Below are 23,484 nucleotides of genomic sequence, written 5' to 3'. Positions count from 1 at the left end.
CGGGCCGGTCCGGAAGCAGTATCCTGCCGGAGGAAACCGGTTCCCCGCGCGGTTCCTCCCCAGCTCTCCCGGAGGCGGCATGAGCCTGCACCCCTTCCGCTTCGATTCCCCCGTGTCCGACCAGGTCGTCACGGTCCAGAAGGACTACGACAGCGATACCCCCATGGACACCCACCACCTGAAACCGGGGGAGAACCGTACCTTCGGCCGGGGTGGACGCAACCGCAAGGTCGACATCCTCCTGGCCACCGAGGATCGGGCCGTCTCCCGTCTGGCCGGGGAGATCTCCTCGTACGGCGACCACTGGCGGATCACCAACCTGAGCCCCACCAAGTCCTATCTGGTGGAGAACACCGAACGCCTGGCCGGGTACATCCAGGTGCCGCCGCACACCCAGGGCATGCTGGTGCCCTTCGAGACCTCCCGGGTCCTGGTGCCCGGCGCCCAGGGGGAGCACGGCTTCCTCGTGATGGCCCCGGCCGCCTGTAGCAGCGTCCTGGTGCCCGACGAGACGGCTCCCTTCGGCGAGGCGGACGAGACCTTCGACGAGCGCACCGACCTGCGCAGTTTCCGGATCGACCGGCTGCACACCTACTACCGGGTGCTGGTGGCCTTCTGCGAGCCGCGCCTGCGCAACCCCGGGAGCAGGGTCATCCCGACCCAGACCGAGGTCGCCGAACGGCTGGGGCTGTCCAAGGCCGCCGTCAACTCCCACATCGACTACCTGCTCAAGAACAAGTTCCAGGTGGAGCCGGAGGAGGCCAGGCAGGGGCGTGACTGGCGGGCGGACGTGCTCACCGAGAAGGCGCTCCACTACGGTCTGGTGACCGAGCGGGACCTGGCCCGCCTGCCCTGAGGCAGGAGGTCGCCCCCTCGCTCAGGCGCCCCGGGGCCTCGACATGGGGCTCAGGTGGCGGGCCGCGCCCGCCCGGACCCGTTCGGTGACCTCGTCCAAGAGGGGCGAGCGCAGGTTCCATCGCTGCCAGAACAGTCGGACCAGCACCGGGTGGTCCGGGGCGATGGCCAGCAGGCGCCCGTTCTCCAGGTCCTCGGCGCACTGGAGTTCGGGCACGGCGCCCCACCCCAGCCCCAGCAGGACCGCCCGGGCGAAGCCCTCGGAGGAGGGGACGTGGTGTCGGGGGCCGGACGATCCCCGGCCGGTGAGGTCGCGCAGGAACCGGTCCTGAAGGTCGTCCTTGCGGTCGAAGTCGACCACGGGGGCGTCGACGAGGTCCTCCGGTCCGCGGATCCCGTGGCGTTCGGCGAAGTCGGGGGCGCACACCGCCTGGTAGCGCATCACCCCCAGCCCTTCCACGGAACATCCCTGGACCGCGTCGGGGGTGGAGGTGACCGCGGCCATCACCCGCCCCGAGCGGAGCAGTCCCGTGGTGTGCTCCTCGTCCTCGCGGTGGATCTCGAACACCGCGCCCAGGTCGGCGGGGAGGGCGGCCAGCGCCTCCAGGAACCAGCTGGCGAGGCTGTCGGCGTTGACCGCGAGCGGCACCTGGTGACGGTGTTCGTCCTCGCCGAGCCGTAGTTCGGAGATGACCTCCTGATCCAGCAGCAGGACCTGCCGGGCGTAGCGCAGCACGGCGTCGCCGGCCTCGGTGGGCTCCACCGGGTTGGTCCGCTGGACCAGGACCCGGCCCGCGCGCTGCTCCATGGCCCGGACCCGTTGGGAGACCGCCGAGGCGGTCACGTGCAGACGTCGCGCCGCGGCCTCGAAGGTGCCCTCGTCGACCAGGGTGGTCAGGGTGTGCAGGTGGTCGAACTGGAACGGCATCCTAAGCCTTTCTCAGGGGTTCTAAGAAAGTTTAGCTTTACTGCATGGGGTGGTTGCGGAAGGCTGAGGAGGGTGAACGAAACACTGCTTCCCGCGCTTCTGGGGATGGGGACCGGACTCGCCCTCATCGTCGCCATCGGCGCCCAGAACGCCTACCTGCTCCGCCTCGGTATCGACGGGGCGCCCCGCACGGTGCTGACCGTGGTCCTGATCTGCGCGCTCTCCGACGCCGTGCTCATCCTCGCCGGGGTGGTGGGCATCGGAGGGCTGATCAGGGCCATGCCCGAGGCCCTGACGGTCATCCGTTTCCTCGGCGCGGGCTTCCTCGTCGTGTACGGGCTGATGGCGGCCCGCCGCGCCCTGCGCCCGGGGCCCGGCCAGGCCCTGGTACCGACGGGGGAGGAGGAGCCGGAACGCCTCGGCGGTGGCTCGGAGGGCGGCACGGGCACCACCACGATCGTCCGTGGGGCCGGCACCCGGACCTCCACCACCCTGGGCGCCGCGGTGCTGACCACCCTCGCCCTGACCTGGCTCAACCCGCACGTCTACCTGGACACGGTGGTCTTCCTGGGGTCGGTCGCCAACCAGCAGGTCGGAGAGGCCCGCTGGTGGTGGGCGGGCGGCGCCGTGACCGGCAGCCTCGTCTGGTTCTTCGCGCTGGGCTTCGGCGCCCGTCTGCTGCGGCCGGTCTTCGCGCGCCCCGCCGCCTGGCGGGTGCTGGACGGCCTGATCGCGGTCGTCATGATCGCTCTGGGGGCGAGCCTGGCCTTCGGGGCCTGAGCCCCGCCTCAGGGGCGGCGGGCCTCGGCCAGGGCGCGCAGGACCTCGGAACAGCCCTGGTCGACGGTCAGGGTCGCGAGGCCGTCGCAGCGGGTCTCCCCGCGGTTGAGGATCACCACCGGTCGGCCCAGTTCGACGGCGCGCTTGACGAACCTGCGGCCGGAGAAGACGGTCAGCGACGACCCCACGACCAGCAGGGCCCGCGCCGCCTCGACCATCGAGTAGGCCTCCAGGACCCGGGGCTTGGGGACGTTCTCCCCGAAGTACACGATGTCGGGCTTGAGCGTCCCGCCGCAGTCGGCGCAGTCGGCCACGCGGAAGTGCTCGGTCCGGGCGAGGACGGCGTCCGCGTCCGGGGCGATCTCCACGTCGTCCACCTCGTCGGCGAACCCCGGGTTGAGCTCCTCCAGGCGTTCGGCCAACGCCGCTCGGTCGCTCACCGTCCGGCAGTCCAGGCAGACGACCCGGTCGTGGCGGCCGTGCAGGTCGATGACCGGGCTGCTGCCCGCCGCCTCGTGCAGGGTGTCCACGTTCTGGGTGATGATCCCGCCCACGGCCCCGGCCCGTTGGAGTTCGGCCAGGGCGAGGTGGCCGTCGTTGGGTCGGGTGCGTGTCATATGCCGCAGCCCGATGTGGTTGCGGGCCCAGTAGTGCCGTCGGAACGCCGCGTCGCCGACGAACTCCTGGTAGGTCATGGGTCTGCGCGGCGGGGAGTCGGGCCCTCGGTAGTCGGGGATCCCCGAGTCGGTCGAGATCCCCGCGCCGGTCAGCACGGCCGTGGGGCCCGTCCCGAGGACCTCGACGATCCGGGCCGCGGCCTCGACCGCTCCGGGCGTCTCACGTGTCTCGGTCACGGTTCGAGGATAGGCGGTCGCCGACACGCCCCCTTCCTTGTTCCTCCTTGCCTTGGTGGCCGGCCGATCATCGACCTCCGCAGGCGCGGCGGCAGACAACGTCCAGGTGGTCTCCGGGATGGGGTTGGTGGCCCTGCGCCGAACGATGCCGTCCCTGTACGTTTTCGCGTTCTGTTACGGGGCGCTGGTGTGCGCGGCCTTCCCCCTGGCCGGGCTCGGCGGCCCGGTCCTGGTGTGGGCGGGCTACGCGGTGGCCGTCACCGGCCTGGCCCTCGGCCAGACGGTCGCCCTCTGGCGGGCGACCTCCGGGAGGGGGTGAGAGACGGAGGGGTCAGCCTCGGCAGACCGCTTCCGTGCTCCGTCCTCCATCGCCCTGACGCAGGCAGTCGACCAGGCAGCGGGCGGTGGCCAGGAGACGATCGCGGTCGTGCGCGCCCTCCCCCGGGGAGGGCGCCGAGCGCAGCGCCTCGTGGGCCGCGGCGAGCGCCCCGGCCAGGGCGATACGCGCCAGTGTCCGGTGTCGGTCGTTCATCGAGATCCCCGACCTTCCCTCGCGTGCGGTGGCTCCGGGCCCTCTCGGTGAGGGACCCTGGACCGAAAGATACCCCAAGGGGGTATGTGATGGCCAGGGTGGCGCCGAGGGAACGGAACGGCGGACCCGGTCTCGCCTCGGGTCCGCCGCCCGGCTCAGGCGGTGTTCACGACCCTGAACACCTCGGCCAGGGAGCCCTCGGGAAGGCCCGCCCCGGCCGCGTTGGCACCCATCCACTCGCGCAGCATGGGTTCGAGTTCGGCGATGTCGGAGATCTGGCTCTCGTGCGCGGCCAGTGCGGCCACCTTCCGCTCGAAGACCTCCGTGATGTCCGTGTGGTGACCGGGACCGCCGATGACCCAGACCTCGGGGACGGTCCACGGGGCCAGCCCCTCCTCGGCGAGCAGCTCCCGGTGCGCGTGCGGGTTGCGCGCGTCCGGGAAGACCGCGTTCATCGCGGCCTCGCCGGTGGCCATGTGGTCGGGGTGGCTGGCGGCGACGCTGTCCCAGTCGCGCTCCGGGGAGGGGATGATCACGCGCTGGGGGCGGACCTGACGGATCACCCGGGAGATGTCGCGGCGCAGGTCCAACGTGGCCTCCACGCGACCGTCCGGATACCCGAGGAAGCGTACGTCCTTCACCCCCACCTCGGCGGCGGCCCGTCTCTGCTCCTCACGCCGCATGGCCCCGATCTCCGCGCTGTCCAGGGTCAGCTCGTCCCCGCCGGCCTCGCCGTCGGTGACCATCAGGTACACCACCTCGGTACCGGCGTCGGTCCACAGGGCGACCGTGCCGGCGCAGGAGAAGTCGGCGTCGTCGGGGTGGGCCATGACCACCAGGGCGCGTTCGGGTGTGTCGGTCAAGGCGGGCTCCTTCCATCATGGGAGGACCCGCGGGACCGGGTCCATACCCACATTACGGACCCCGGCTCCCTTCGCGCCTCCGGTTTTCCGTCACGTCGGGGACGGGCCCCGCCGGCTCAGGGTTTGCGGGCCACGGCGGCGTACATGTCGGTGTCCGGGGCGGTGCCGAGGTCCAGGGGGTCGGGGCGCCACGAGGGGCAGGGGACCACACCGGGATCGAGCAGGTCCAGCCCCGCGAAGTAGGAGGCGAACCCCTCTCGCGTGTGGCCCCGGTAGGCCAGGGCGGCCTCCTTGTTCCACTCGTCCAGGGCCTCCATCGCGCTCCCCCGCTCGGGCAGGACCGCGTCGGCCACCATCAGCAGGCTCCCGGAGGGCAGGGCGTCCATGTAGGCATGGACGATCTCGCGCGCCTCCTCCAAGGTGGGCACATGTCCCAGGGTTCCGATGATCGACACCCCGATCGGCCGGTCGAGCCCGAGGAGCGCCTCGACCTCGGCCAGGATCCGTCCGGTGTCGCGGAGGTCGGCGTCGACGAACTCGGTGGCCCCCTCGGGGGTTCCGTCCAGCAGGGCGCGGGCGTGGGCGAGCACCATGGGGTCGTTGTCCACGTAGACCACCCGGGAATCGGGCGCGGAGGCCTGCGCGATCTCGTGGGTGTTCTGCTGGGTGGGCAGCCCCGTGCCGATGTCCAGGAACCGGCGCACGCCCTCCTCTCGGACCAGATGGGTGACGGCCCGGCCGAGGAAGGCCCGACCGGCGCGCGCGTCGACGGCGATCTTGGGGTGGATGGCCAGGATCTGGTCGCCGAGCGTGCGATCGACCGGATAGTTGTCCTTGCCGCCGAGCCAGTGGTTCCACACCCGCGCTGAGTGCGGGGCGGTGACGTCGACGCCTTCGGGGACTGTGGAGGTGTGGTCCATGGGGATCCGTTCCGGAACGAGGGGGGAGGCCAGTCTGGCGTGGATCCGCCTCGCGCGAAAGTCCCGAAGGTCCCGGTGTCCCGGGGGAGAGGCCCCGGGACACCGGCGAGGGATCAGCCCAACCGGACGATCAGGTCGCCGCCCTCGACGCGACGGACCCCGTCGATCGCGACCCGGGCGATCACACCGTCGCGGGGCGCGGTGATCGAGGCCTCCATCTTCATCGCCTCGATGGTGGCGACGGTGTCGCCCGCGCCGACCACGTCGCCCTCGGACACCACCGGCGTGACCACCCCGGCGAAGGGCGCCGCCACCTGCGAGGGATCGTCACGGTCGGCCTTCTCCGCCTCGCTCACGTTGGAGGTCAGCGACCGGTCCCGGATGTGCAGCGGACGCAGCTGGTCGTTGAGCGTGGTCATCACGGTGCGCATGCCGCGCTCGTCCGGCTCGCTCACCGCCTGGAGCCCGATGAGCAGACGCACGCCCGGCTCCAGGTCGACGACGTGCTCCTCGCCCTCCTGGAGCCCGTAGAAGAAGTCCCGACTGTCGAGCACGCTGGTGTCGCCGTAGGACGCGCGGTGCGCCTCGAACTCCCTGGTCGGGCCCGCGAACAGCAGCCGGTTCAGGGTCGACCGGGGCTCCTCGACCAGACCGGCGCGGTCGGTCTCGCTCAGCTCCGCCGTCTCCCTGGGTCCGCCGCGTCCGCGCAGCGCCTTGGTCCGGAACGGTTCGGGCCACTCGCCCAGGGGGACCCCCAGCTCGCCGTGGAGGAAGCCCACCACCGAGTCGGGGACGTCGAACCGGTCCGGGGCCTCCTCGAACTTCTCCGGGGACACCCCCGCCCCCACCAGGTGCAGGGCCAGGTCTCCCACCACCTTGGAGGAGGGCGTCACCTTCACCAGGCGGCCCAGCATGCGGTCGGCCGCCGCGTACATCGCCTCGATCTCCTCGAAGCGGTCGCCCAACCCCAACGCGATCGCCTGGGTGCGCAGGTTGGAGAGCTGGCCGCCGGGGATCTCGTGGTGGTAGACCCGCCCGGTGGGCGAGGCCAGGCCCGCCTCGAAGGGCGCGTAGACGCGGCGGACCGCCTCCCAGTACGGTTCGAGCTCGTTGACCGCGTCCAGGGAGAGCCCGGTCGGGGTCTCGGAGTGGTCGAAGGCGGCCACGATCGCCGACAGGGACGGCTGCGACGTGGTGCCCGACATCGACGCCACCGCCCCGTCCACCGCGTCCGCGCCCGCCTGGACCGCCGAGAGGTAGGTGGCGAGCTGACCGCCCGCGGTGTCGTGGGTGTGCACGTGGACGGGCAGGTCGAACTCCTGCCGCAACGCCGTGACCAGGCGTCGGGCCGCCGGGGCGCGCAACAGACCGGCCATGTCCTTGATCGCGAGCACGTGCGCGCCCGCGTCCACGATCCGCTCGGCCAGCCTCAGGTAGTAGTCGAGGGTGTACAGCCGCTCGGAGGGGTCGGACAGGTCGGCCGTGTAGCACAGGGCGACCTCGGCGACCCCGGTGCCGGTCTCCCGCACCGCGTCGATGGCGGGCCGCATCTGGTCGACGTCGTTGAGGGCGTCGAAGATCCGGAACACGTCCACACCGGTCGCCGCGGCCTGACGGACGAAGGCGTCGGTCACCTCGGTGGGGTAGGGCGTGTAACCGACCGTGTTACGGCCGCGCAGCAGCATCTGGAGGCAGATGTTGGGCACCGCCTCGCGCAGCGCCGCCAGCCGGTCCCACGGGTCCTCGGCGAGGAAGCGCAGCGCCACGTCGTAGGTGGCGCCGCCCCAGCACTCCAGGGAGAGCAGTTCGGGCAGGGTGTGGGCGACGGCGGGGGCGGCGGCGAGCAGGTCGCGGGTCCGGACCCGGGTGGCGAGCAGGGACTGGTGGGCGTCGCGGAAGGTGGTGTCGGTGACCCCCAGGGTGGGGGACTCGCGCAGGTGGCGGGCGAACCCCTCCGGCCCCAGCTCGTCCAGGAGCTGCTTGGAACCGGCGGGCGGTGTGCCCTGGGGGACGTCGGGGAGCTTGGTGGCGGGGTCGATCAACGAGGGGCGCGGGCCGTGCGGCTCGTTCACCGTCACGTCGGCCAGGTAGGTGAGCAGTCGGGTGCCCCGGTCCGCTGAGGGGCGGGCCGTGAGCAGGTGGGGGCGTTCCTCGATGAAGGAGGTGGTGGCCCGGCCGGCCCGGAAGTCCTCGTCCTCCAGTACCGCCTGGAGGAAGGGGATGTTGGTGGAGATGCCCCGGATGCGGAACTCGGCCACGGCGCGACGGGCCCGCCGGACCGCGGTGTCGAAGTCGCGGCCTCGACAGGTGAGCTTGACCAGGAGGGAGTCGAAGTAGGCGCTGACCTCCGAACCGGCCGCGGCGGTCCCGCCGTCCAGCCGGATGCCCGAGCCGCCGGGGGAGCGGTAGGCGCTGATCGTCCCGGTGTCGGGACGGAAGCCGTCGGCGGGGTCCTCGGTGGTGATCCGGCACTGGAGGGCGGCGCCGTGCACGACGATGTCCTCCTGGGACAGGCCCAGGTCGGCCAGGCTCTCCCCGGCGGCGATCCGGATCTGGGCCTGCACGAGGTCGACGTCGGTGACCTCCTCGGTGACGGTGTGCTCCACCTGGATGCGGGGGTTCATCTCGATGAACACGTGCCGACCGTCCCGGCCGACCAGGAACTCCACCGTGCCGGCGTTGCGGTAGCCGATCTCCTCGGCCAGGCGCACCGCGTCCCGGCACATGCGTTCGCGGAGTTCGGGGTCCAGCCCGGGGGCCGGGGCCAGCTCCACGACCTTCTGGTGGCGCCGCTGGACCGAACAGTCCCGCTCGTACAGGTGGATGACCTCGCCCCGACCGTCGGCGAGGATCTGCACCTCGATGTGGCGGGGGTCGACCACGGCCCGCTCCAGGAAGACCGTCGGGTCGCCGAAGGCCGTCTCCGCCTCGCGCATGGCGGCCTCGATCGACGCCCGCAGGGTTCCGGGGGAGTCGACCCGGCGCATGCCGCGGCCGCCGCCTCCGGCCACGGCCTTGACGAAGAGGGGGAAACCGATCTCGGAGGAGGCGGCCACCAGGGCGTCGAGGTCGGTGGAGGGCTCGGAGGAGTCCAGGACCGGGATCCCGGCGCTCCGGGCCGCGGCGATGGCCCCGGTCTTGTCGCCGGTCAGTTCCAGGACCTCTGCGGGCGGCCCGACGAAGGTGATGCCCGCCTCCGCGCACGCCCGGGCCAGCCCCGGGTTCTCGGAGAGGAAGCCGTAACCGGGGTAGACGGCGTCGGCCCCGGACTCCACGGCGGCGCGCACGATCTCCTCGGCCGAGAGGTAGGCGCGGACCGGATGTCCGGGCTCCCCGATCTGATAGGCCTCGTCGGCCTTGAGCCGGTGGAGGGAGTTGCGGTCCTCGTGGGGGAAGACCGCGACGGTCCTGGCCCCCAGTTCGTGACCCGCGCGCAGGGCACGGATCGCGATCTCGCCGCGGTTGGCCACCAGTACCTTCTGGAACATGCCGGATGCCTCCTGAACTCGTGCGGTGCCGCCGGTTCGTCGGTCGTACGGCACCGTCGTCCACTTGTCGCACGCTCGACCAGGGTCATCGGAACCCTAACGATCCGGAACCCACCTATTTCCCCTTGGGGTGGGCTTAAGGCGGGTTCTTTTCAGGAAATACGAAGAGGCATTTCCGATTATGGAAAGAAAAAGGTTTGTTCTCTTGGGTTTTCCGCTGAGAAGCGCCCGGAACGCCGTGCGGGCGGCCCGCCCGCACGGCGTCGAACGTCCTACCGGTTGATGGGCGGCCCCGGGGCCCAGGAGAACCCGCGGTCGTAGAGGTAGCGCAGCTCGGGGTCGGACTCGATGACCAGGTCCAGCCCCTCGCCCACGAGGTGGATACGCCCGTCGTCCAGGACCGTCCAGGTGAGGACGAAGGTCTCCTCGGCCTCCTGCGTCAGAGGACGATCGCCTTCCAGGGCCGGGTTCAGGGAGACCTCGATCTCATCGTCGCCGACGTGCCGATACCGACCCTCGTGGAGGACACCGTTGGCCAGGCGGAGGGTCATCGAGCGGGTCTCCTCCCGCAGGACGTACTGACCGAAGGCGACCTCCCGCCAGCGCTCGTCCTCCACGAGCAGCTCGGCGGGTTCAGCGGTGTCCTCGACCACCCGGTGGACGCCGGACAACGGGCTCTCCTCGCTCCGGGGGACCATCTCCTGGAGCGCGAGGAGCGGGCTCAGCGCGATCAGCACCGCGAGCGAGGAGAAGATCCACCGGGTGACGGCGTGCACCCTCGGCCACGGCACGGGGCGCGGGATCGAGGCCGGAGGCGTCGCGCGGCCCAGGACGAAGGCGTACAGGCGCGGCAGGTCCGGCAGCAGGATGAGCGCGCAGGCGATGAGCAGGAAGAGGGCGAGCTGTTTGACCGGGACGTCGTAGAGGAGGTTCAACAGCAGAACGGCGCCCATGGCGAAGCTCCCGAGCAGACCGCCCAGCCAGGAGGTGCGCCGCCAGATGAGCAGGACCCCCGCCAGGACCTCGACCAGCCCGGAGAGGAACTGGAAGACGGGCGCGTAGGCGACGAAGGACCACAGGAGACCCATGGGGCTCTTCTCACCGAAGGCGTAGAGCGCCGCGCTGTAGTCGAGGCCGCCCATCTGCATCAGGGTCAGCTTGCTCCACCCGTAGATCATCAGATAGCCGAAGACCACGACCCTGAGCAGGCCGTGCCCCCACCACAGGAGCGTCTTCGGGATCGATACGGGGGTGGGCGCGACGGGCGGTGTGGAGGCCTCGGAACTCGCGGGCTCGGCCGCGGCGACGGGGGCGTCCGTCCCGGGGTCCTCCGGTCCGTGGGTGTGGGTCGACACGGATCCTCTTCTGGTCGGATTCGGGGGATGGGCGGGTGACGCCGCCCGCCCCGTTCGACGTTACCGACGGGTTCGCGGTTCCCGACGCCCCTGACCGGAACCGGCCCGGTGGACCTCAACCGACGATGGGCCGGGCCTCCGGGAGCTCGTAGGCCCGACCACGCCGCCTCAAGGCCAACGCGGAGGCCAGGGTGATCGGTCCGATCCGGCCGATGAACATCAGGAACACCAGTACCGCCTGCCCCAGAGGCGGGAGATCAGCGGTGATACCGGTGGACAGTCCCACGGTCGCGAACGCGGAGACCGTCTCGAACAGGATCCGGTCCAGGGTGAACGGGGTGATGACCATCAGGGTCAGGGTCGCGGCCAGGACCGCCCCCATCGCCAGGGTGGTCACGGTGGTCGCCTGCGCCACGGTGGCGTGGCTCAGCCGCCGTCCGGCCACATGCACCGTGGGCTCTCCGCGCACGTTGGCGTAGACCACCAACAGCAGGATCGCGAAGGTGGTCACCTTGATCCCGCCGGCCGTTCCCGCGCTACCGCCGCCGATGAACATCAGAATGTCGGTGACCAGCAGGGTCTGGGTGTTCATCGCGCCGAAGTCCAGGCTGTTGAACCCGGCGGTACGCGGCATCACCGCCTGGAAGAAACCGGTGAGCAGCCTCTCGCGCAGACTCATCCCGCCCATGGTCGCCGGATTGTTCCACTCCAAGGCCAGGAAGGCCGCGAAACCGACGACCAACAGCACGGCCGTCATGACCACGGTGATCTTCGCGTGCAGCGACCAGTGGCGCGACTCGCCACGTCGCCGGGTGAAACGCCACAGCTCCACCCACACCGGGAACCCGAGTCCTCCGGCGATCACCGCCACGGCGATGGGGATCGTGATCCACGGATCGGCCGCGAACCCCATCAGGCTGTCGGTGTACAGGGAGAAGCCGGCGTTGTTGAAGGCCGAGATCGCGTGGAAGGTCCCCGTGTACAGCGCCTCCGTGAACGGGAGGTCGTACGTGAGCCACCAGCGCAGCGTCAGCACCGCCGAGAGCGCGCCCTCGAACAGCAGGGTCACGTACAGGACCCCGAGGACCAGTTGACGGACCTCTCCCAGGGAGACCCCCTTGGCCTCCGAGCCGGTGTAGACCGTCATCCTCAGGCCCAGACGGCGTCCCGTCACCAAGGCCAGGACCGTCGCCAGCGCCATCACGCCGAAGCCGCCCACCTGGATGAGGAGAAGGATCGTCACCTCACCCGACAGGGACCAGTAGGAGGAGGTGTCCTCCACCACCAATCCCGTCACGCTCGCGGCGGAGGCGGCCGTGAAGAGCGCGGTCATGAAGGGGGCCCTCTCGTCCGCCTCGACGGCGAACGGGAGGGACAGCAGCCCGGTGCCCAGCAGGATCAGGGCGGCGAAGGCCAGAACCGTGAGCTGGGGAGGCCCGACCCAGAAGCGTCCGCGCCGGCGGTGCCACCAGTGGACCCGGCGTGTCCTCCCAAGGAGAGGGCGGCCGGAGGCGTCCGGGTTCACCGTCTCGCCTCTAAGCGCTGGAGCGGTCGCCCGTGGGCGACCGACGTCCTCGTGTCCGTGTCATCGCACATGTTCGTCTCGACCTGTTCCCGCCGTGACCGTTCACCCCGTGCGTCGGGATCGGGGCACGGGGAAGACTACTCCGGTGGGCGGGGTTCGGCGCGCTCCACGATGACGACGGTGCCCTCGGTACCGTCGATCCGCAGCAGGTCGCCGGTGTGGATGGCCTCGGTGGCGTCGCGCACGCAGATCACCGCCGGGATGCCGTACTCGCGGGCGACGGTGGGGCCGTGCGCGATCGGCGATCCCGTGTCGCTCACCAGACCGGCGGCGGTCATGAACAGCGGGGTCCAGCCGGGGTCCGTGGTCGGCGCCACGAGGATCTCCCCGGGCTCCACCCGCGCCCCCATGGGATCCACCACGACCCGGGCCCGGCCCTCGGCCCGCCCCGGAGAGGCAGGGGCCCCGGCCAGTCCTCCGGCCTCCACCGGTGGGGGCGGCAGGGTGGCGACCACGTCGGTTCCGTCGGTCAACAGGGCACCGGGAACACTCTTCCTGCGCAGTTCACGCAGGTGGAAGCGGCGGCGTTCGGCCACCAGCGCCCGACGGTCGAGACCCTCTGCGGCGGTCGCCCGTGCCTCGTCGACCTCCAGGAAGAAGAGGTCGTCGGCGCGCTCCAACAACCCTCGTGAGGCCAGATCCTCCCCGGCCAGGAGGAGCTGTCGACGCATCTCGGCGAAGGGCACCAGCCAGGCGAACTTGGCGTACTCCCGCATGCCGCCCAGCTCGCGGGAGCGGCGCATGAGGAAGGCGGCGATCCGGCCGCGCACCGGGCGGAGCCGTTCCGCCCGCGCGGAGAGCCTCGTGAGTTCGGCCTCGGCCGCGGCCGCCGCCCGCTGGAAGCGCAGGTCCGGGGCCTGGTCCGGGTCGGTCGAACGCAGATAGTTGGCGATCGTGGCGAAGACGGGCGCGGGATCCTCCCGCCACCGGGGCACCCCGATGTCCACCTCGGCGGCGGTCCGATGCCCGTAGGCGTCGAGGAAACCCTCCAGGCCGATGTCGGGCAGTTCTCCGGCCGCGTAGCGGGCGGCGAGCTCCTCCGGAGGTGTCCGGGAGAACAGGTCGCCGTGCTCCCGGGCCCGCAGGGTGACCCGCCACAGCTCCAGGTCCATCTCCGTGGTCACGTTGTGGGGCAGGCCGCCCAGAACGGTGTCGGTCTCCTTCTTCGAGGCGATACCGGAGAGCAGGGCGGCCGGGATCGTATTGGCCAGGATCCCGGCGAACACCGGACCGATCGTCTCCATGAGCTCGTCGCCGAGCATTCGGGAGAAGGCCTCGCCCAGGACCCAGTCCAGCCGTTCCCGAGCGTCGGCCCCGGGGCCGGGACCCCGCATCGTGCGCAGGCGGGCGACCGCGGCGTGGGCGCGGGCCCGGGCATCGGTGGGCCGGAGTAGAGAACGCCCGACCCCGACCAGGGCGGCGGGGATCAGGGTGCGGGCCAGGGAGGCCACGGTCCGCCCCGAGAACGGCGGACCGGGGCGGGGGGAGAAGCGCGGGTCGTCCAGCAGGTGTTCCACCGCCCGACGGATGTGCGGACCGTACACCTCGAGGCCCGCCGGCACCCTCGCGTGCAGCCACCGGTTGCGCAGGAACGGTGTGAGGTCGATGTAGAGCCGGCGCCCGATGTCGACCATCAGGGAGGAGGAGCTCCGAGGGGCGTCGCCCGTCCCTTCGATCGACCACCAGCGGACCCACACCTCTTGGAGCAGGGTCAGCCCCATGGGGGTGAAGGGGCGCAGCATGCCCTGCATGTGCCCCACCTCCATGTACAGGCGGGGCGGGTCGGGCGGATCCTGCGGCGGGACGGGGAAGAGCGTGGTGATGGGGCGGGACTGGAGCAGCCACAGGTCCCCTGCGCGGTCGTACGCCCATTCGGCGTCCTGGGGCGCGTCGAAGTGCTCCTGGAGTCGGCGTCCGGCGGCGGCCAGTTCGGTGACCTGGGCCCCGGTGAGGCAGCCTTCGACGTCGCCGACCGGTCGCCCCTCCTCGGCGGCGTAGTGGTCCGGTTCGGTCGAGCCGTCGACGACCCCGGTGCCCAGGCCACGTACCGCGTCCACCACGGTCCGGGTCCGGGTTCCGGTGAGCGGGTCGGCGGTGAACATGACGCCGGCCGTGGCGGCGTCGACCATTTTCTGGACCACGACCGCCATGCGCACGTCGGCCCGGTCGATGCCGTTGGCCCTCCGATAGGCGACGGCGCGCTCGTTGTCGAGGGAGTCCCGACAGCGTCGGACGGCGTCCACGACGGCGTCGTCGCCCTCGACGTTCAGGTAGGTGTCCTGCTGTCCGGCGAAGCTGGCGTCGGGCAGGTCCTCGGCGGTGGCGCTGGAGCGCACCGCGACCGGGCCGCGGCCCATCCGGACGTAGGCCCGGACGATCTCCTCGGCGGGCACCTCTTCGGTGTCGAAGGCGGCGGTGGTGACGCAGAACCCCGGTGGGACCCGTTCCCCGGCCGCGATCATCTCCCCCAGATTGGCGGCCTTGCCCCCGACCAGCGCTCCCATGTCCCGGCGCACGTCGGCGAGGTCGATGACGGTGACGGCTTCCCTGTCCATCGGAGGGCCCTTCCACGAGGTACCGGTCGTCGCGGGCGGCTCCGTGGCGTGGCTCGGCCGGGGCGCGTCCATGGAGGAGTCTTCCCAGAAGAACGCCCGCGCTCACCCGTGGTTAGTCTGGGGTCATGCCGTCACGCGAGGAGATCACCCGCCACCACGACGCCCCGTCCGATGACGACGTCTGGGTGCGGGGACGCCCCGATCCCGAGCCGATCCACGTGGTCGACCACGACCCCGAGTGGGCCGTGTGGTTCTTCCAGGTGGCCGCGCTGGTCCGTTCCGCGCTCGGCGATCGGGTGAAGGACATCGAACACGTCGGTTCGACCGCGGTCCTCGGGCTGCCGGCCAAACCGATCATCGACGTCGACCTCACCGTCGACGACCCCGCCGACGAGGACTCCTACGTGCCCGACCTGGAGGAGCGCGGTTTCGTCCTCACGGTGCGCGAACCGCTCTGGCACGAGCACCGCCTGCTCACGCTGGCCTCTCCGGCCGCCAACCTGCACGTGTTCGGCCCGGACTGCCCCGAACTCGTCCGGCACCGCATGTTCCGCGACCACCTCGCCTCCCACCCCGAGGATCTGGCCCTCTACCGAGACGCCAAGCTCGCGGCGGCCGCCGCCACCACGGAGGAGGGCGGGATCGTCATAGACTACAACCGGCGCAAGGAGCCCGTGATCCGGCGGATCTACGACCGGATCTTCGCCGAACACGGGCTCCTCTGACACTCGGGAACGGGAGGCGGACTCAACGCCTCCTCACGGCGGCGCGGGGCAGGACCACCACGGGGACGGTCGCCCCGCGCAGGACCCCCTGGCTCACCGAGCCCAACAGCAACCCCCGCACGCTGCCGCGTCCCCGAGAGCCCACCACGATCATGTCCGCGCTCTCCCCGGCCTCGATCAGCGCGGTGGCCGGGTCCGCGTCGACCCGTGAGACGGCCACCCCCACGCCCTCGGTCTCCTCGTCCTGGATTCGGGCGAGCATGTCGGCGACCATCTCCTGCGACCACCGGTCCACGAGGTCCTCCGGCGGGGTCCATCCGCCCTGGGGCAGCTCCGCCGGGTCGAAGGGCAGTGTCACCAGCCGGCTGTGCACCACGACCACCGAACCGTTCGCCACCCGGGCGGCCTCCCGCAGCGCGAACCCCAGGGCGTTCCTCGAATCCTCGGAGCCGTCCACCCCCACCACGATCCGGCGCGGGGGAGTGGTCACCGAGCCCTCTCCGTGCGGGACCACGACCACGGGGCAGACCGCCCTGGCGGCCAGACGGACGCTCACCGAGGACTCCAGGGCGGAGCGGGCCGCGCCCAGGCCTCGGGATCCCGTCACCAGCAGGTCGTCCGGCGAGATCCGGCTCAGCAGGGCCTTGGCGGGGTCCTCCGACGCCAGGACGGTCTCCACGGCAAGCTCCGGGTGGAGTTCGTGGACGTGCGCCTCGGAGCGGTCCAGTACCCGTCGGCCCTGGTCGGAGATCTCCTCCGTCGGGGGGAAGCGCGTGGGGCCCGCATAGACTGACATCACCAGAGGCATGTCCAGGGCGTGGACCACCCGGAGGGGGAGGACCCGGCGCTCGGCCTCGGCGGCGGCCCATCCCAGGGCCCGCTCACCGGTCGCGGAGCCGTCCACCCCCACCGTCACCCTCGGCGCGACCTTCTCGTTCTCACCCATCGGTCCCCCTCACCATGGGCGGTCCGACGCGCGCCTCGCGCGATCCGGGTCTCCGCCCTCCTTCGCAGGTGGTCGTACCCGGAACACCCCGGTCCGTTCACCCGCGCGCGGGTGAACGGACGGTCATGGGCCTCCCCCGGACTCAGGCCTCGGCGGGGCGGGCGGCGGTCACTCGCAGGAACCCTCCGGTCTGCCCCAGGACCAGCCCCGAACAGGCCACGGCGTAGGCGCCCCAGAGCCAGGCCAGTCCACCGGTGGCGGCGACCGGGAAGACGGCGAGGGCGAGCGCCCCGAAGCAGAGCGCGAACGTGTACAGGGTGGGCGTCGTCCGCTTCACGGCGAGCAGGCCCATGCCCGGCATGACCTGGGCGGCGTCGGCCAGGACGACCAGGAGCAGCAGCGGCAGCAGGGCGAGCACCATGGCCTGCACCCGGGGGTCGGGGGAGAAGACGCCCAGGAGGGGGCGGGCCACGAGGAGGACCAGCAGTCCGCTCGCCGCCACGACGGGCAGGGCGACGGCCACGCCCGCCAGGAGGGCGCGGCGCACCTCTTCGTGGCCCCGCTCCGGGGCCTCCTTGGCGGCCCGGGCCATGAAGGGGACGGTCGCCTGGCCGACGGCGGTGGCGGGCAGGAAGACGAAGGTCACCAGGGTCACCATGATCTGGTGCGCGGCGGCCTCGACCACGCCGACGGTGGCGGCGGCCATCGCCGTCAGGCCCAGGACCCCGAACTTGATGAGCATGGTGGAGCCCATCGGCAGTCCGACCCGGGCGATCCGCCACACGGCCCCCCACTCGGGGGAGGTCATGCGGATCCGGCGTCCGGCCAGGACGGTACGGCGGCGCAGCAGCAGGTGGGCGGTGACCATGGCCGCCGCCGCGTTGCCGCACATGGCGACGCCGGCCCCGGTCATGCCGAGGGCGGGCAGGGGGCCCGGCCCCAGGACCAGGAGCGGGATGAGCACGACCGACAGACCGGTGTTGACCAGGCCGACCCACATCGCCGCCCGGGAGTGTCCCAGGGCGATCAGCAGGGTGGTGGCGCAGGTCTGGAGGGAGGTGGCCATCAGCGCGAGGGCCATGAGGGCGGGAAAGAGGCCGAAGGCGGCGACCGTCGCCTCGGGTACACCGATGAGGCCGGCCAGGAACGGAACCCCGGCGACGAGCACGCCTCCCAGGGCACCGACGCACAGGGCCAGCCACAGGGAATGGCGGAAGACGCCTTCGAGGGCCTCGGGGTCGTCGCCGTTCTCGGCGACGAAGGGCATGGAGCCGCGTAACGCCCCCTGGATCACCATGACGGCGGGGTTGGACACGGCGACGGTCATCGCGTAGGCGGCCAGGGAGGCGGTTCCCGCGTGGCCGAGGACCGCCGCGGTGACCAGGGTCCCGATGACCCCGGCGACCATCGACAGATAGAGGGGAAAGGTCTTTCCGGCGATCTCCCTTGCCGTTTCCGAGAAAGGCGGAGAATTCCTCCGGTTATCGGATGAGGAAGCGGGGGGAGGGGAACTCTTTTCGAATTCGGGGGGCATATCGCCATTCGATCGACGGGAACGTTCGAATGTCAAATCGCGCTTTCCCCTCCGAGGAGAGCGATATCCGCCCCTCCGCCCGCGAACCCTCGGTCAGCGGATGCTCTCGCCGTACACGTGCTCGACCGTCATCGCCATCAGCACCCTGCGCTCGGACACCATCACCTCCCGGTACTCGTCCCAGTCCGGGTGCTCCCCGGCGGCGCGGCGGTAATAGTCCACCAGGGCCTCGACCTCGGGGCCGCGCGGGTCCGTGCCCGGGCCGGTGAGGGCCACGGGGCCCTCGGCCGTCGCCCACGCCAGGCCGTCGGGGGCGGTGGTCTCCAGGGCGGCCCAGGGGTCGCGGCGCAGGTTCACCGTCTTGGCCCGCCCCTCGGTCATCGACACGTACAGGGTCTCGGTGTCCCGGTCGTAGAAGGGCATGACCGGGGACAGTTGTGGGCGTCCGTCGGACTTGATCGTGGCCAGGACGCCGAGTCGGCTCTCGGCGAGCAGGGCGCGCGGGTCGAACGGTGTTCCGGGGCTCCCCATCGGTGCTCCTTCGTCGCGGACGGGTTCCTCGCCCCATCATCGCCCCTCCCGGAGAGGAGGTCTTCGGGGCTCGCCGCGCCGGCCGTCGTCGTGAGAGCGACCCGGCCGGCCCGAAGGGGGCGGATCAGGTCTCCGCGGCCTCGTTCGCGGCCTCGGCGTGTTCGGCGTGCAGGCGTCGGCTGCTGACCAGGTGTTCCCTGGCCAGGTGGGCGACCAGGTCCTCGTCGCGGTGCGCGATGGCCTCGAAGAGACGCGCGTGCTGGCGCGCGACCCGCGACAGATCGTCGTGCCGGCCCAGCAGCCACCGCATACGACTGCGCAGCAGGTGCTCCACCTCGCCCAGCAGGCGGTTGCCCGCCAGGTCGGTGACGATCTCGTGGAAGTCGGCGGCGGCCCGGCGCGCGGCCGTGGTGTCTCCGAGCTCGGCGGCCTCCTGTTCGATCTCCAGCGCGTTCTGGAGTCGGGCCAGCCCCGTTCTGGTGTGCCGTTGCGCGGCGAGGCGGAAGGCGAGCACCTCGAAGGCCTCGCGCACCTCGTTCAGGTCGGCGATGTCGCTCGGGGTGAACTCGCGGACCACGGCCCACGTGCGTGGGCGCAGGGTGACCAGACCCTCGGCCACCAGCGTCTTCAGGGCGTCCCGGACGGGGACACGGCTGACGCCCAGCTCGCCGGCGAGGTCGCGTTCGACCAGCCTGCTGCCGGGGGCGCGTACGCCGTCGAGAATCTCGTCGCGGAGGTGGTCGGCCACTCGGGCCGCCTCGGATCCGCGATCGGAAGGCCTGTCCACAACCTCCATCCTCCCACCGCCACCCGGACTCGGTACAAATTCGGTAGACCATCGCCCGTGTCGTGACCGAAGGCGGGAGGCGTTCGGCATCCTACGGTGTGTCGCTCGCATGGCAGGGCGAGAGTTCGACTCCCCGGCCCGGGACGGTGGATGGTATACCATTTATCGTAGAGTGAGAGTATGAGCACATCACCCGAGGCACAGCCGATCGACGCCACCGACCTGGAACGTCTGCGCCGCTGCGTGGACCTGGCCCGCGAGGCCCTGGAGGACGGGGACGAACCCTTCGGATCACTGCTCGTCGACGCCGACGGAGCGGTGCGTTTCGAGGACCGCAACCGCGTCTCCGGGGGTGACGCCACCCGGCATCCCGAATTCGAGATCGCCCGCTGGGCCGCCGAGAACATGACCCCCGAGGAGCGCGAGAGCGCCACCGTCTACACCTCGGGCGAACACTGCCCGATGTGCAGCGCCGCCCACGCCTGGGTGGGTCTGGGCCGCATCGTCTACGCCACCAGCGGCGCACAGCTCGGTGAGTGGATGACCGAATGGGGGGTCGCCCCCGGACCGGTCGCCCCCCTGCCGATCACCCGGGTGGCCCCCGGGATCCCGGTCTCCGGCCCCGCTCCCGAGCTGGCCGACGAGGTCAAGGAACTCCAGCGTCGCGTCGTGCTGCGCCGAGACGACGCGTAGGACGCGGAGCCCCGGGCCGACCACACCCCCACCGCACCGTCACCTCACGGGCGCGCCGGTCGCGTGGACCGGCGCGCCCGCCCCTCCGACCACTCAGGACCTCACCATGACGACCCATCGCGACCACACCGACACCACCACGACCGACGGCCCGGAACCCGCGGCGACGCTCACCACCCCGGGATTCGTCGACGCGCACATCCACCCCGACAAGACGACCTGGGGTTCGACGTGGCTGAGCCGTGAACCCGTCTCCTCCCTGAGCGACCTCATCGCCGCCGACCTGGCCGCCCAACTCTCCGCCGACGAGGACGTGGAGACACGTGCCTTCCGGATCCTCGACCAGGCGGTGCGCAACGGCACCATGGCGATGCGCGCCCACGTCGACGTCTCCTCCGAGCTGGGTCTGCGCAACGTCCACGGGGTGCGCGCCGCCGCCGAACGGCTCAAGGGCGTGCTCGACGTACAGATCGTCGCGTTCCCGCAGTTCGGCATGCTCACCAACCCCGGCACGCTCGACCTGATGGAACAGGCCCTGGGCGAGGGCGCCGACCACGTCGGCGGGATCGACCCTGTGGGCCTGGAGGGGGACCTCGAGGGACACCTGGGCGCGATCTTCTCCCTGGCGGAGAAGCACGGCCGCGACCTCGACATCCACCTGCACGACCAGGGGCCCGACGCGCTCGCGCAGATCCGAGAGATCGCCCGTCGGACGCTCGCCGCCGGTATGCGGGGCCGCGTGACCCTCGCGCACGGGTTCGCCGTGTGCGACACGGAGGAGCCGGACCTTCCCGCCACCCTCGACGCCATGGCCGAGGCCGGCGTGTGGCTGGCCACCTGCGCCCTCGGCGACTCGCCCGTCCCCACCCTCGACCTGATGGAGCGCCACGGCGTGCGGGTCGCGCTCGGCTCCGACGGCATCCGCGACTCCTGGTCGCCCTTCGGCACGGGCAGCATGGTCGACCGCGCCCACCTGCTCGGATACCGGACCGGTGCCCGTACCGACGCCGAGCTCGAACGCTGTCTGCGGCTGGCCACCACCTCCGGCGCCGAACTCGTCGGCGCCGAGGCGGTGCTCGGCTACGAGGGGCCCGGCTCACCGGACCGGGTCGAGTTCGCCGTCCCCGACGCGGCCCGCCTCGTCGTCGAGCGCCCCGCGCCCCTGCGCGTGGTCCGCGGCGGACGGACGATCTGAGAGGCACCGTGAGAGGGCGGGGGCGGTGTCGCACCGGCCCCGCCCGCCCGTCCTCACCTCGCGGAAGGCGTTCCGCGACCCGGAATCACCCGTGATCCGGGCACCGGTACAGTGCCTTGCATGGGCAACGGTCTCCGCGCGAAGCGCCTGGGCACCCTCGCGGTGCTCCTGGGCATGTTCGTGCTGATGTCGTTGGCGTGCAGTTTCGCCACCGCGCCCACCGACGGCCCGGCCAGGGCCGCCGTCCCGGTGACCGCCCAGGTCGCCGCCGACGAGGGCGGCACCGACCTCGCGGCCTCCGCGACCACGGAGGACCGGACCTCGCACCCCTGCGGGCCCCCACAGATCCAGTCCTCGATCTCCTGGAACCTGCCGCTCCTGCCCTTCCCGGCGCTCGCGCTGTTCGACCTCTTCGAGGCGCCCCACGAGACCTCCTCGCCGAGGACCGGCGCCGGCGAACCCTCGCTCCACCGCGCGGACGGTCTGTTGACCTTCCTGTGCGTCCAAAGGGTGTAGATCACGTCGCGCGCGGAGCCCCCGGCTCCCCGCGCTCCACAGGCGGCCCGGACGTTCCGGCCCGCCCCCTCCTCCGAACGTGATCCGGGACCGCGCCTCGCCGCGCGGCCCCTTGTGGAGTCGACACCCGTGAACAAGAACCTGACCATCAGCCTGTCCATCCTGGCGATCCTGGCCGTCGTGATCACCCTCGGGGTGTTCGCGTACTCGGGATCGGACGGTGAGGAGGCCTCCGGCCCACGCCCCTCCGCCCCCGAGGCCCCGCCGACCGCCTCGGCCGAACTCCTGGTCCGCGACGACAGCCGCTACCTCGACCGGGTCGAGGACGCCCAGGTCACCGTGGTGGAGTTCCTCGACTTCGAGTGCGAGGCCTGCTACGCCCAGTTCCCCGTGATGGAGCGGATCCGGGAGGACTACGAGGGACGGATCGACGTCGTGATCCGCTACTTCCCGCTCCCCGGGCACGCCAACTCCCGACCGGCCGCCGCGGCCGTCGAGGCCGCCGCCCAGCAGGACGCCCTCGACGAGATGTACGTCCGCATGTTCGAGACCCAGCCCGAGTGGGGCGAGAGCCGGGAGTCCCAGGCCGAGCTGTTCATCGGTTTCGCCGAGGACCTCGGCCTGGACGTCGACGAGTTCACCGAGGTGATGGAGTCGCCGGAGACCGAGGCCCGGGTCCAGGCCGACTTCGACGACGGGGTGGAGCTCGGCGTCCAGGGGACCCCGACGATCTTCGTCGACGGTGTCCGCACGTCGAGCATGCCCTCCTACGAGGAGCTCTCGTCGAGGATCGACGCGGGGCTGGGCGAATGACCCCGATCGGGGCCCCCGAACGGACCTCGACCGGTCCGGACGGGGCGATCATCGGACGCGTGCTGCCCTGGCTGCTGGCCCTGGGCGGAGCGGTGGGCCTGGTCGCGGCCACCGCCCTGCTGGTCGAGAAGCTCAAGGTCCTGGCCGACCCCGATCACGTGCCCGCGTGCAGCATCGACCCGGTGCTCTCCTGCGGCACCGTGATGACCACGCCCCAGGCCGAGGCCTTCGGCATCCCCAACCCGATCCTGGGGATCATCGGCTTCAGCGTGGTCGTCACGGTGGGGGTGGTCCTGCTCGCCGGGGCCCGCCCGCCCCGATGGTTCTGGCTCGGGCTCCAGGCGGGCACGCTGTTCGGCGCGGTCTTCGTGCACTGGCTGATCTTCCAGAGCCTGTACCGGATCGGGGCCCTGTGCCCCTACTGCATGGTCGTGTGGGCGGTGACCGTGCCGATCTTCTGGTACACGACCCTGCACAACGTCAGGGAGGGCCGGCTCCCCTCGACCCCGGGCGTCCGCAGGGTCACCGACGTCCTGGTGCGCTACCACAGCACCGTGCTGTGCCTGTGGGCGGCGGCGTTGACCGTCGCGATCGCCCAGGCGTTCTGGACCTACTGGACCACCCTCATCTGACCCGGGGCACGGCGCCCCACCGCACATCCCGCTCGCGACCGCGGCGGGGTGAGCGGTCGCCTGCCACGAACCGCCTCGGCGCCCGAGAGAGCGCCGACCACCTGCAAAGACCAGATGAACCACATCGACGTTGATGGGAGGACCGCACATGCTCTTCTCGATCCGGCCGCGCGTCGGCCGAAGATCGGATCCCGGCCGGACCCCACGAGGGGCACCGGGAACGACCTCACGGGCACGGGCCCTGGCGGTGTCCGCCGCCGCCCTACTGGTCCTGACCGGCTGTGCCGGGGGGACCGAGATCCAGACCGGTGGTGAGGAGGACCGTTTCATCTCGGGGGATGGGAGTGCGACCGTCTTCGAGGCGGGGGATCGTGTTCCGGTTCCTGAGGTGGGTGGG

General features: G+C 71.6%; 22 protein-coding genes and 1 pseudogene. 10 read left to right on the top strand and 13 right to left on the bottom strand.

Going from position 1 to position 23,484, the window contains the following annotated elements; all coding sequences use genetic code 11:
• The first annotated feature begins 79 nt into the window (after positions 1–79).
• Complete coding sequence (locus U9J66_RS15290) at positions 80–856, top strand: winged helix-turn-helix domain-containing protein (protein ID WP_014910856.1); 777 nt, start codon at positions 80–82, stop codon at positions 854–856.
• Positions 857–877: 21 nt separating this feature from the next.
• Here U9J66_RS15290 and U9J66_RS15285 read toward each other — a convergent pair whose 3' ends face one another.
• The gene (locus U9J66_RS15285) at positions 878–1,783 is read right to left on the bottom strand and encodes a LysR family transcriptional regulator ArgP (protein ID WP_326338009.1); all 906 of its coding nucleotides are present in this window, start codon (positions 1,781–1,783) and stop codon (positions 878–880) included.
• 72 nt (positions 1,784–1,855) lie between these two features.
• Here U9J66_RS15285 and U9J66_RS15280 point away from each other — a divergent pair, with 72 nt between their 5' ends.
• Positions 1,856–2,563: a LysE/ArgO family amino acid transporter gene (locus U9J66_RS15280; RefSeq protein ID WP_326338008.1), complete on the top strand. Its 708-nt coding sequence runs from the start codon at positions 1,856–1,858 to the stop codon at positions 2,561–2,563.
• A gap of 8 nt (positions 2,564–2,571) precedes the next feature.
• Here the strand turns inward: U9J66_RS15280 and U9J66_RS15275 are convergent, their stop codons facing one another.
• Complete coding sequence (locus U9J66_RS15275; protein WP_326338006.1) at positions 2,572–3,417, bottom strand: NAD-dependent protein deacetylase; 846 nt, start codon at positions 3,415–3,417, stop codon at positions 2,572–2,574.
• Between the two features lie 55 nt (positions 3,418–3,472).
• On the opposite strand from U9J66_RS15275, the gene U9J66_RS15270 reads away from it, so the two are divergent.
• Positions 3,473–3,736, top strand: coding sequence for a hypothetical protein (locus U9J66_RS15270; protein ID WP_234305909.1), 264 nt, complete (start codon positions 3,473–3,475; stop codon positions 3,734–3,736).
• A gap of 12 nt (positions 3,737–3,748) precedes the next feature.
• On the opposite strand, the gene U9J66_RS15265 is transcribed toward U9J66_RS15270, so the two are convergent.
• The 7 genes from U9J66_RS15265 to U9J66_RS15235 form a co-directional block, all read right to left on the bottom strand.
• Positions 3,749–3,949 carry a hypothetical protein gene (locus U9J66_RS15265; protein ID WP_017533852.1) on the bottom strand — a complete coding sequence of 67 codons (201 nt, stop codon included), beginning with the start codon at positions 3,947–3,949 and terminating at the stop codon, positions 3,749–3,751.
• A gap of 155 nt (positions 3,950–4,104) precedes the next feature.
• Positions 4,105–4,812 carry a PIG-L deacetylase family protein gene (locus tag U9J66_RS15260; protein ID WP_017533853.1) on the bottom strand — a complete coding sequence of 236 codons (708 nt, stop codon included), beginning with the start codon at positions 4,810–4,812 and terminating at the stop codon, positions 4,105–4,107.
• Positions 4,813–4,928: 116 nt separating this feature from the next.
• Positions 4,929–5,732, bottom strand: a complete 804-nt coding sequence (locus tag U9J66_RS15255; protein WP_326338005.1) for an SAM-dependent methyltransferase — start codon at positions 5,730–5,732, stop codon at positions 4,929–4,931.
• A gap of 113 nt (positions 5,733–5,845) precedes the next feature.
• Positions 5,846–9,220, bottom strand: a complete 3,375-nt coding sequence (locus U9J66_RS15250) for a pyruvate carboxylase (RefSeq protein ID WP_326338003.1) — start codon at positions 9,218–9,220, stop codon at positions 5,846–5,848.
• 272 nt (positions 9,221–9,492) lie between these two features.
• Positions 9,493–10,575, bottom strand: coding sequence for a hypothetical protein (locus tag U9J66_RS15245; protein ID WP_326338002.1), 1,083 nt, complete (start codon positions 10,573–10,575; stop codon positions 9,493–9,495).
• 115 nt (positions 10,576–10,690) lie between these two features.
• Positions 10,691–11,992: a TrkH family potassium uptake protein gene (locus tag U9J66_RS15240; protein ID WP_202422306.1), complete on the bottom strand. Its 1,302-nt coding sequence runs from the start codon at positions 11,990–11,992 to the stop codon at positions 10,691–10,693.
• Positions 11,993–12,237: 245 nt separating this feature from the next.
• The gene (locus U9J66_RS15235; RefSeq protein WP_326338001.1) at positions 12,238–14,715 is read right to left on the bottom strand and encodes a PEP/pyruvate-binding domain-containing protein; all 2,478 of its coding nucleotides are present in this window, start codon (positions 14,713–14,715) and stop codon (positions 12,238–12,240) included.
• Positions 14,716–14,840: 125 nt separating this feature from the next.
• On the opposite strand from U9J66_RS15235, the gene U9J66_RS15230 reads away from it, so the two are divergent.
• Positions 14,841–15,440 (top strand): GrpB family protein, encoded by a 600-nt coding sequence (locus U9J66_RS15230; RefSeq protein WP_326338000.1) that lies wholly within the window; start codon positions 14,841–14,843, stop codon positions 15,438–15,440.
• A gap of 22 nt (positions 15,441–15,462) precedes the next feature.
• On the opposite strand, the gene U9J66_RS15225 is transcribed toward U9J66_RS15230, so the two are convergent.
• From U9J66_RS15225 to U9J66_RS15210, 4 genes are all read right to left on the bottom strand, one after another.
• Positions 15,463–16,386 carry a universal stress protein gene (locus U9J66_RS15225; protein ID WP_326337998.1) on the bottom strand — a complete coding sequence of 308 codons (924 nt, stop codon included), beginning with the start codon at positions 16,384–16,386 and terminating at the stop codon, positions 15,463–15,465.
• Positions 16,387–16,528: 142 nt separating this feature from the next.
• Entirely contained in the window at positions 16,529–17,794 is a 1,266-nt protein-coding gene (locus tag U9J66_RS15220) for an MATE family efflux transporter (RefSeq protein ID WP_326337997.1), read from the bottom strand.
• Positions 17,795–18,013: 219 nt separating this feature from the next.
• Positions 18,014–18,451 carry a PPOX class F420-dependent oxidoreductase gene (locus U9J66_RS15215; RefSeq protein WP_014908183.1) on the bottom strand — a complete coding sequence of 146 codons (438 nt, stop codon included), beginning with the start codon at positions 18,449–18,451 and terminating at the stop codon, positions 18,014–18,016.
• Positions 18,452–18,575: 124 nt separating this feature from the next.
• On the bottom strand, positions 18,576–19,247 hold the full coding sequence (locus U9J66_RS15210; protein WP_326337996.1) for a GntR family transcriptional regulator: 672 nt from the start codon (positions 19,245–19,247) through the stop codon (positions 18,576–18,578).
• A 171-nt stretch (positions 19,248–19,418) separates the two neighbouring features.
• Between U9J66_RS15210 and U9J66_RS15205 the strand changes: the two genes are divergently transcribed.
• The 6 genes and pseudogenes from U9J66_RS15205 to U9J66_RS15180 all read left to right on the top strand — a co-directional run.
• Positions 19,419–19,931, top strand: coding sequence for a nucleoside deaminase (locus U9J66_RS15205; RefSeq protein ID WP_014912416.1), 513 nt, complete (start codon positions 19,419–19,421; stop codon positions 19,929–19,931).
• A gap of 106 nt (positions 19,932–20,037) precedes the next feature.
• The gene (locus U9J66_RS15200) at positions 20,038–21,126 is read left to right on the top strand and encodes an amidohydrolase family protein (RefSeq protein ID WP_326337995.1); all 1,089 of its coding nucleotides are present in this window, start codon (positions 20,038–20,040) and stop codon (positions 21,124–21,126) included.
• A 120-nt stretch (positions 21,127–21,246) separates the two neighbouring features.
• Positions 21,247–21,642 carry a lipoprotein gene (locus tag U9J66_RS15195; RefSeq protein ID WP_042284889.1) on the top strand — a complete coding sequence of 132 codons (396 nt, stop codon included), beginning with the start codon at positions 21,247–21,249 and terminating at the stop codon, positions 21,640–21,642.
• A 129-nt stretch (positions 21,643–21,771) separates the two neighbouring features.
• Positions 21,772–22,455 carry a DsbA family protein gene (locus U9J66_RS15190; RefSeq protein ID WP_014912845.1) on the top strand — a complete coding sequence of 228 codons (684 nt, stop codon included), beginning with the start codon at positions 21,772–21,774 and terminating at the stop codon, positions 22,453–22,455.
• The gene (locus U9J66_RS15185) at positions 22,452–23,087 is read left to right on the top strand and encodes a vitamin K epoxide reductase family protein (RefSeq protein WP_326337994.1); all 636 of its coding nucleotides are present in this window, start codon (positions 22,452–22,454) and stop codon (positions 23,085–23,087) included. Before U9J66_RS15190 ends, U9J66_RS15185 begins: the two co-directional genes overlap by 4 nt.
• Before the next feature lie 148 nt (positions 23,088–23,235).
• Positions 23,236–23,484 (top strand): annotated as a pseudogene (locus U9J66_RS15180) (hypothetical protein); the annotation flags it as partial.

Origin of the sequence: Nocardiopsis sp. LDBS1602, assembly GCF_035818715.1 — a bacterium.
GTDB lineage: Bacteria > Actinomycetota > Actinomycetes > Streptosporangiales > Streptosporangiaceae > Nocardiopsis > Nocardiopsis alba.
Note: the sequence above shows the minus strand (reverse complement) of the source record. Positions and strands in the feature narration are given on the sequence as shown.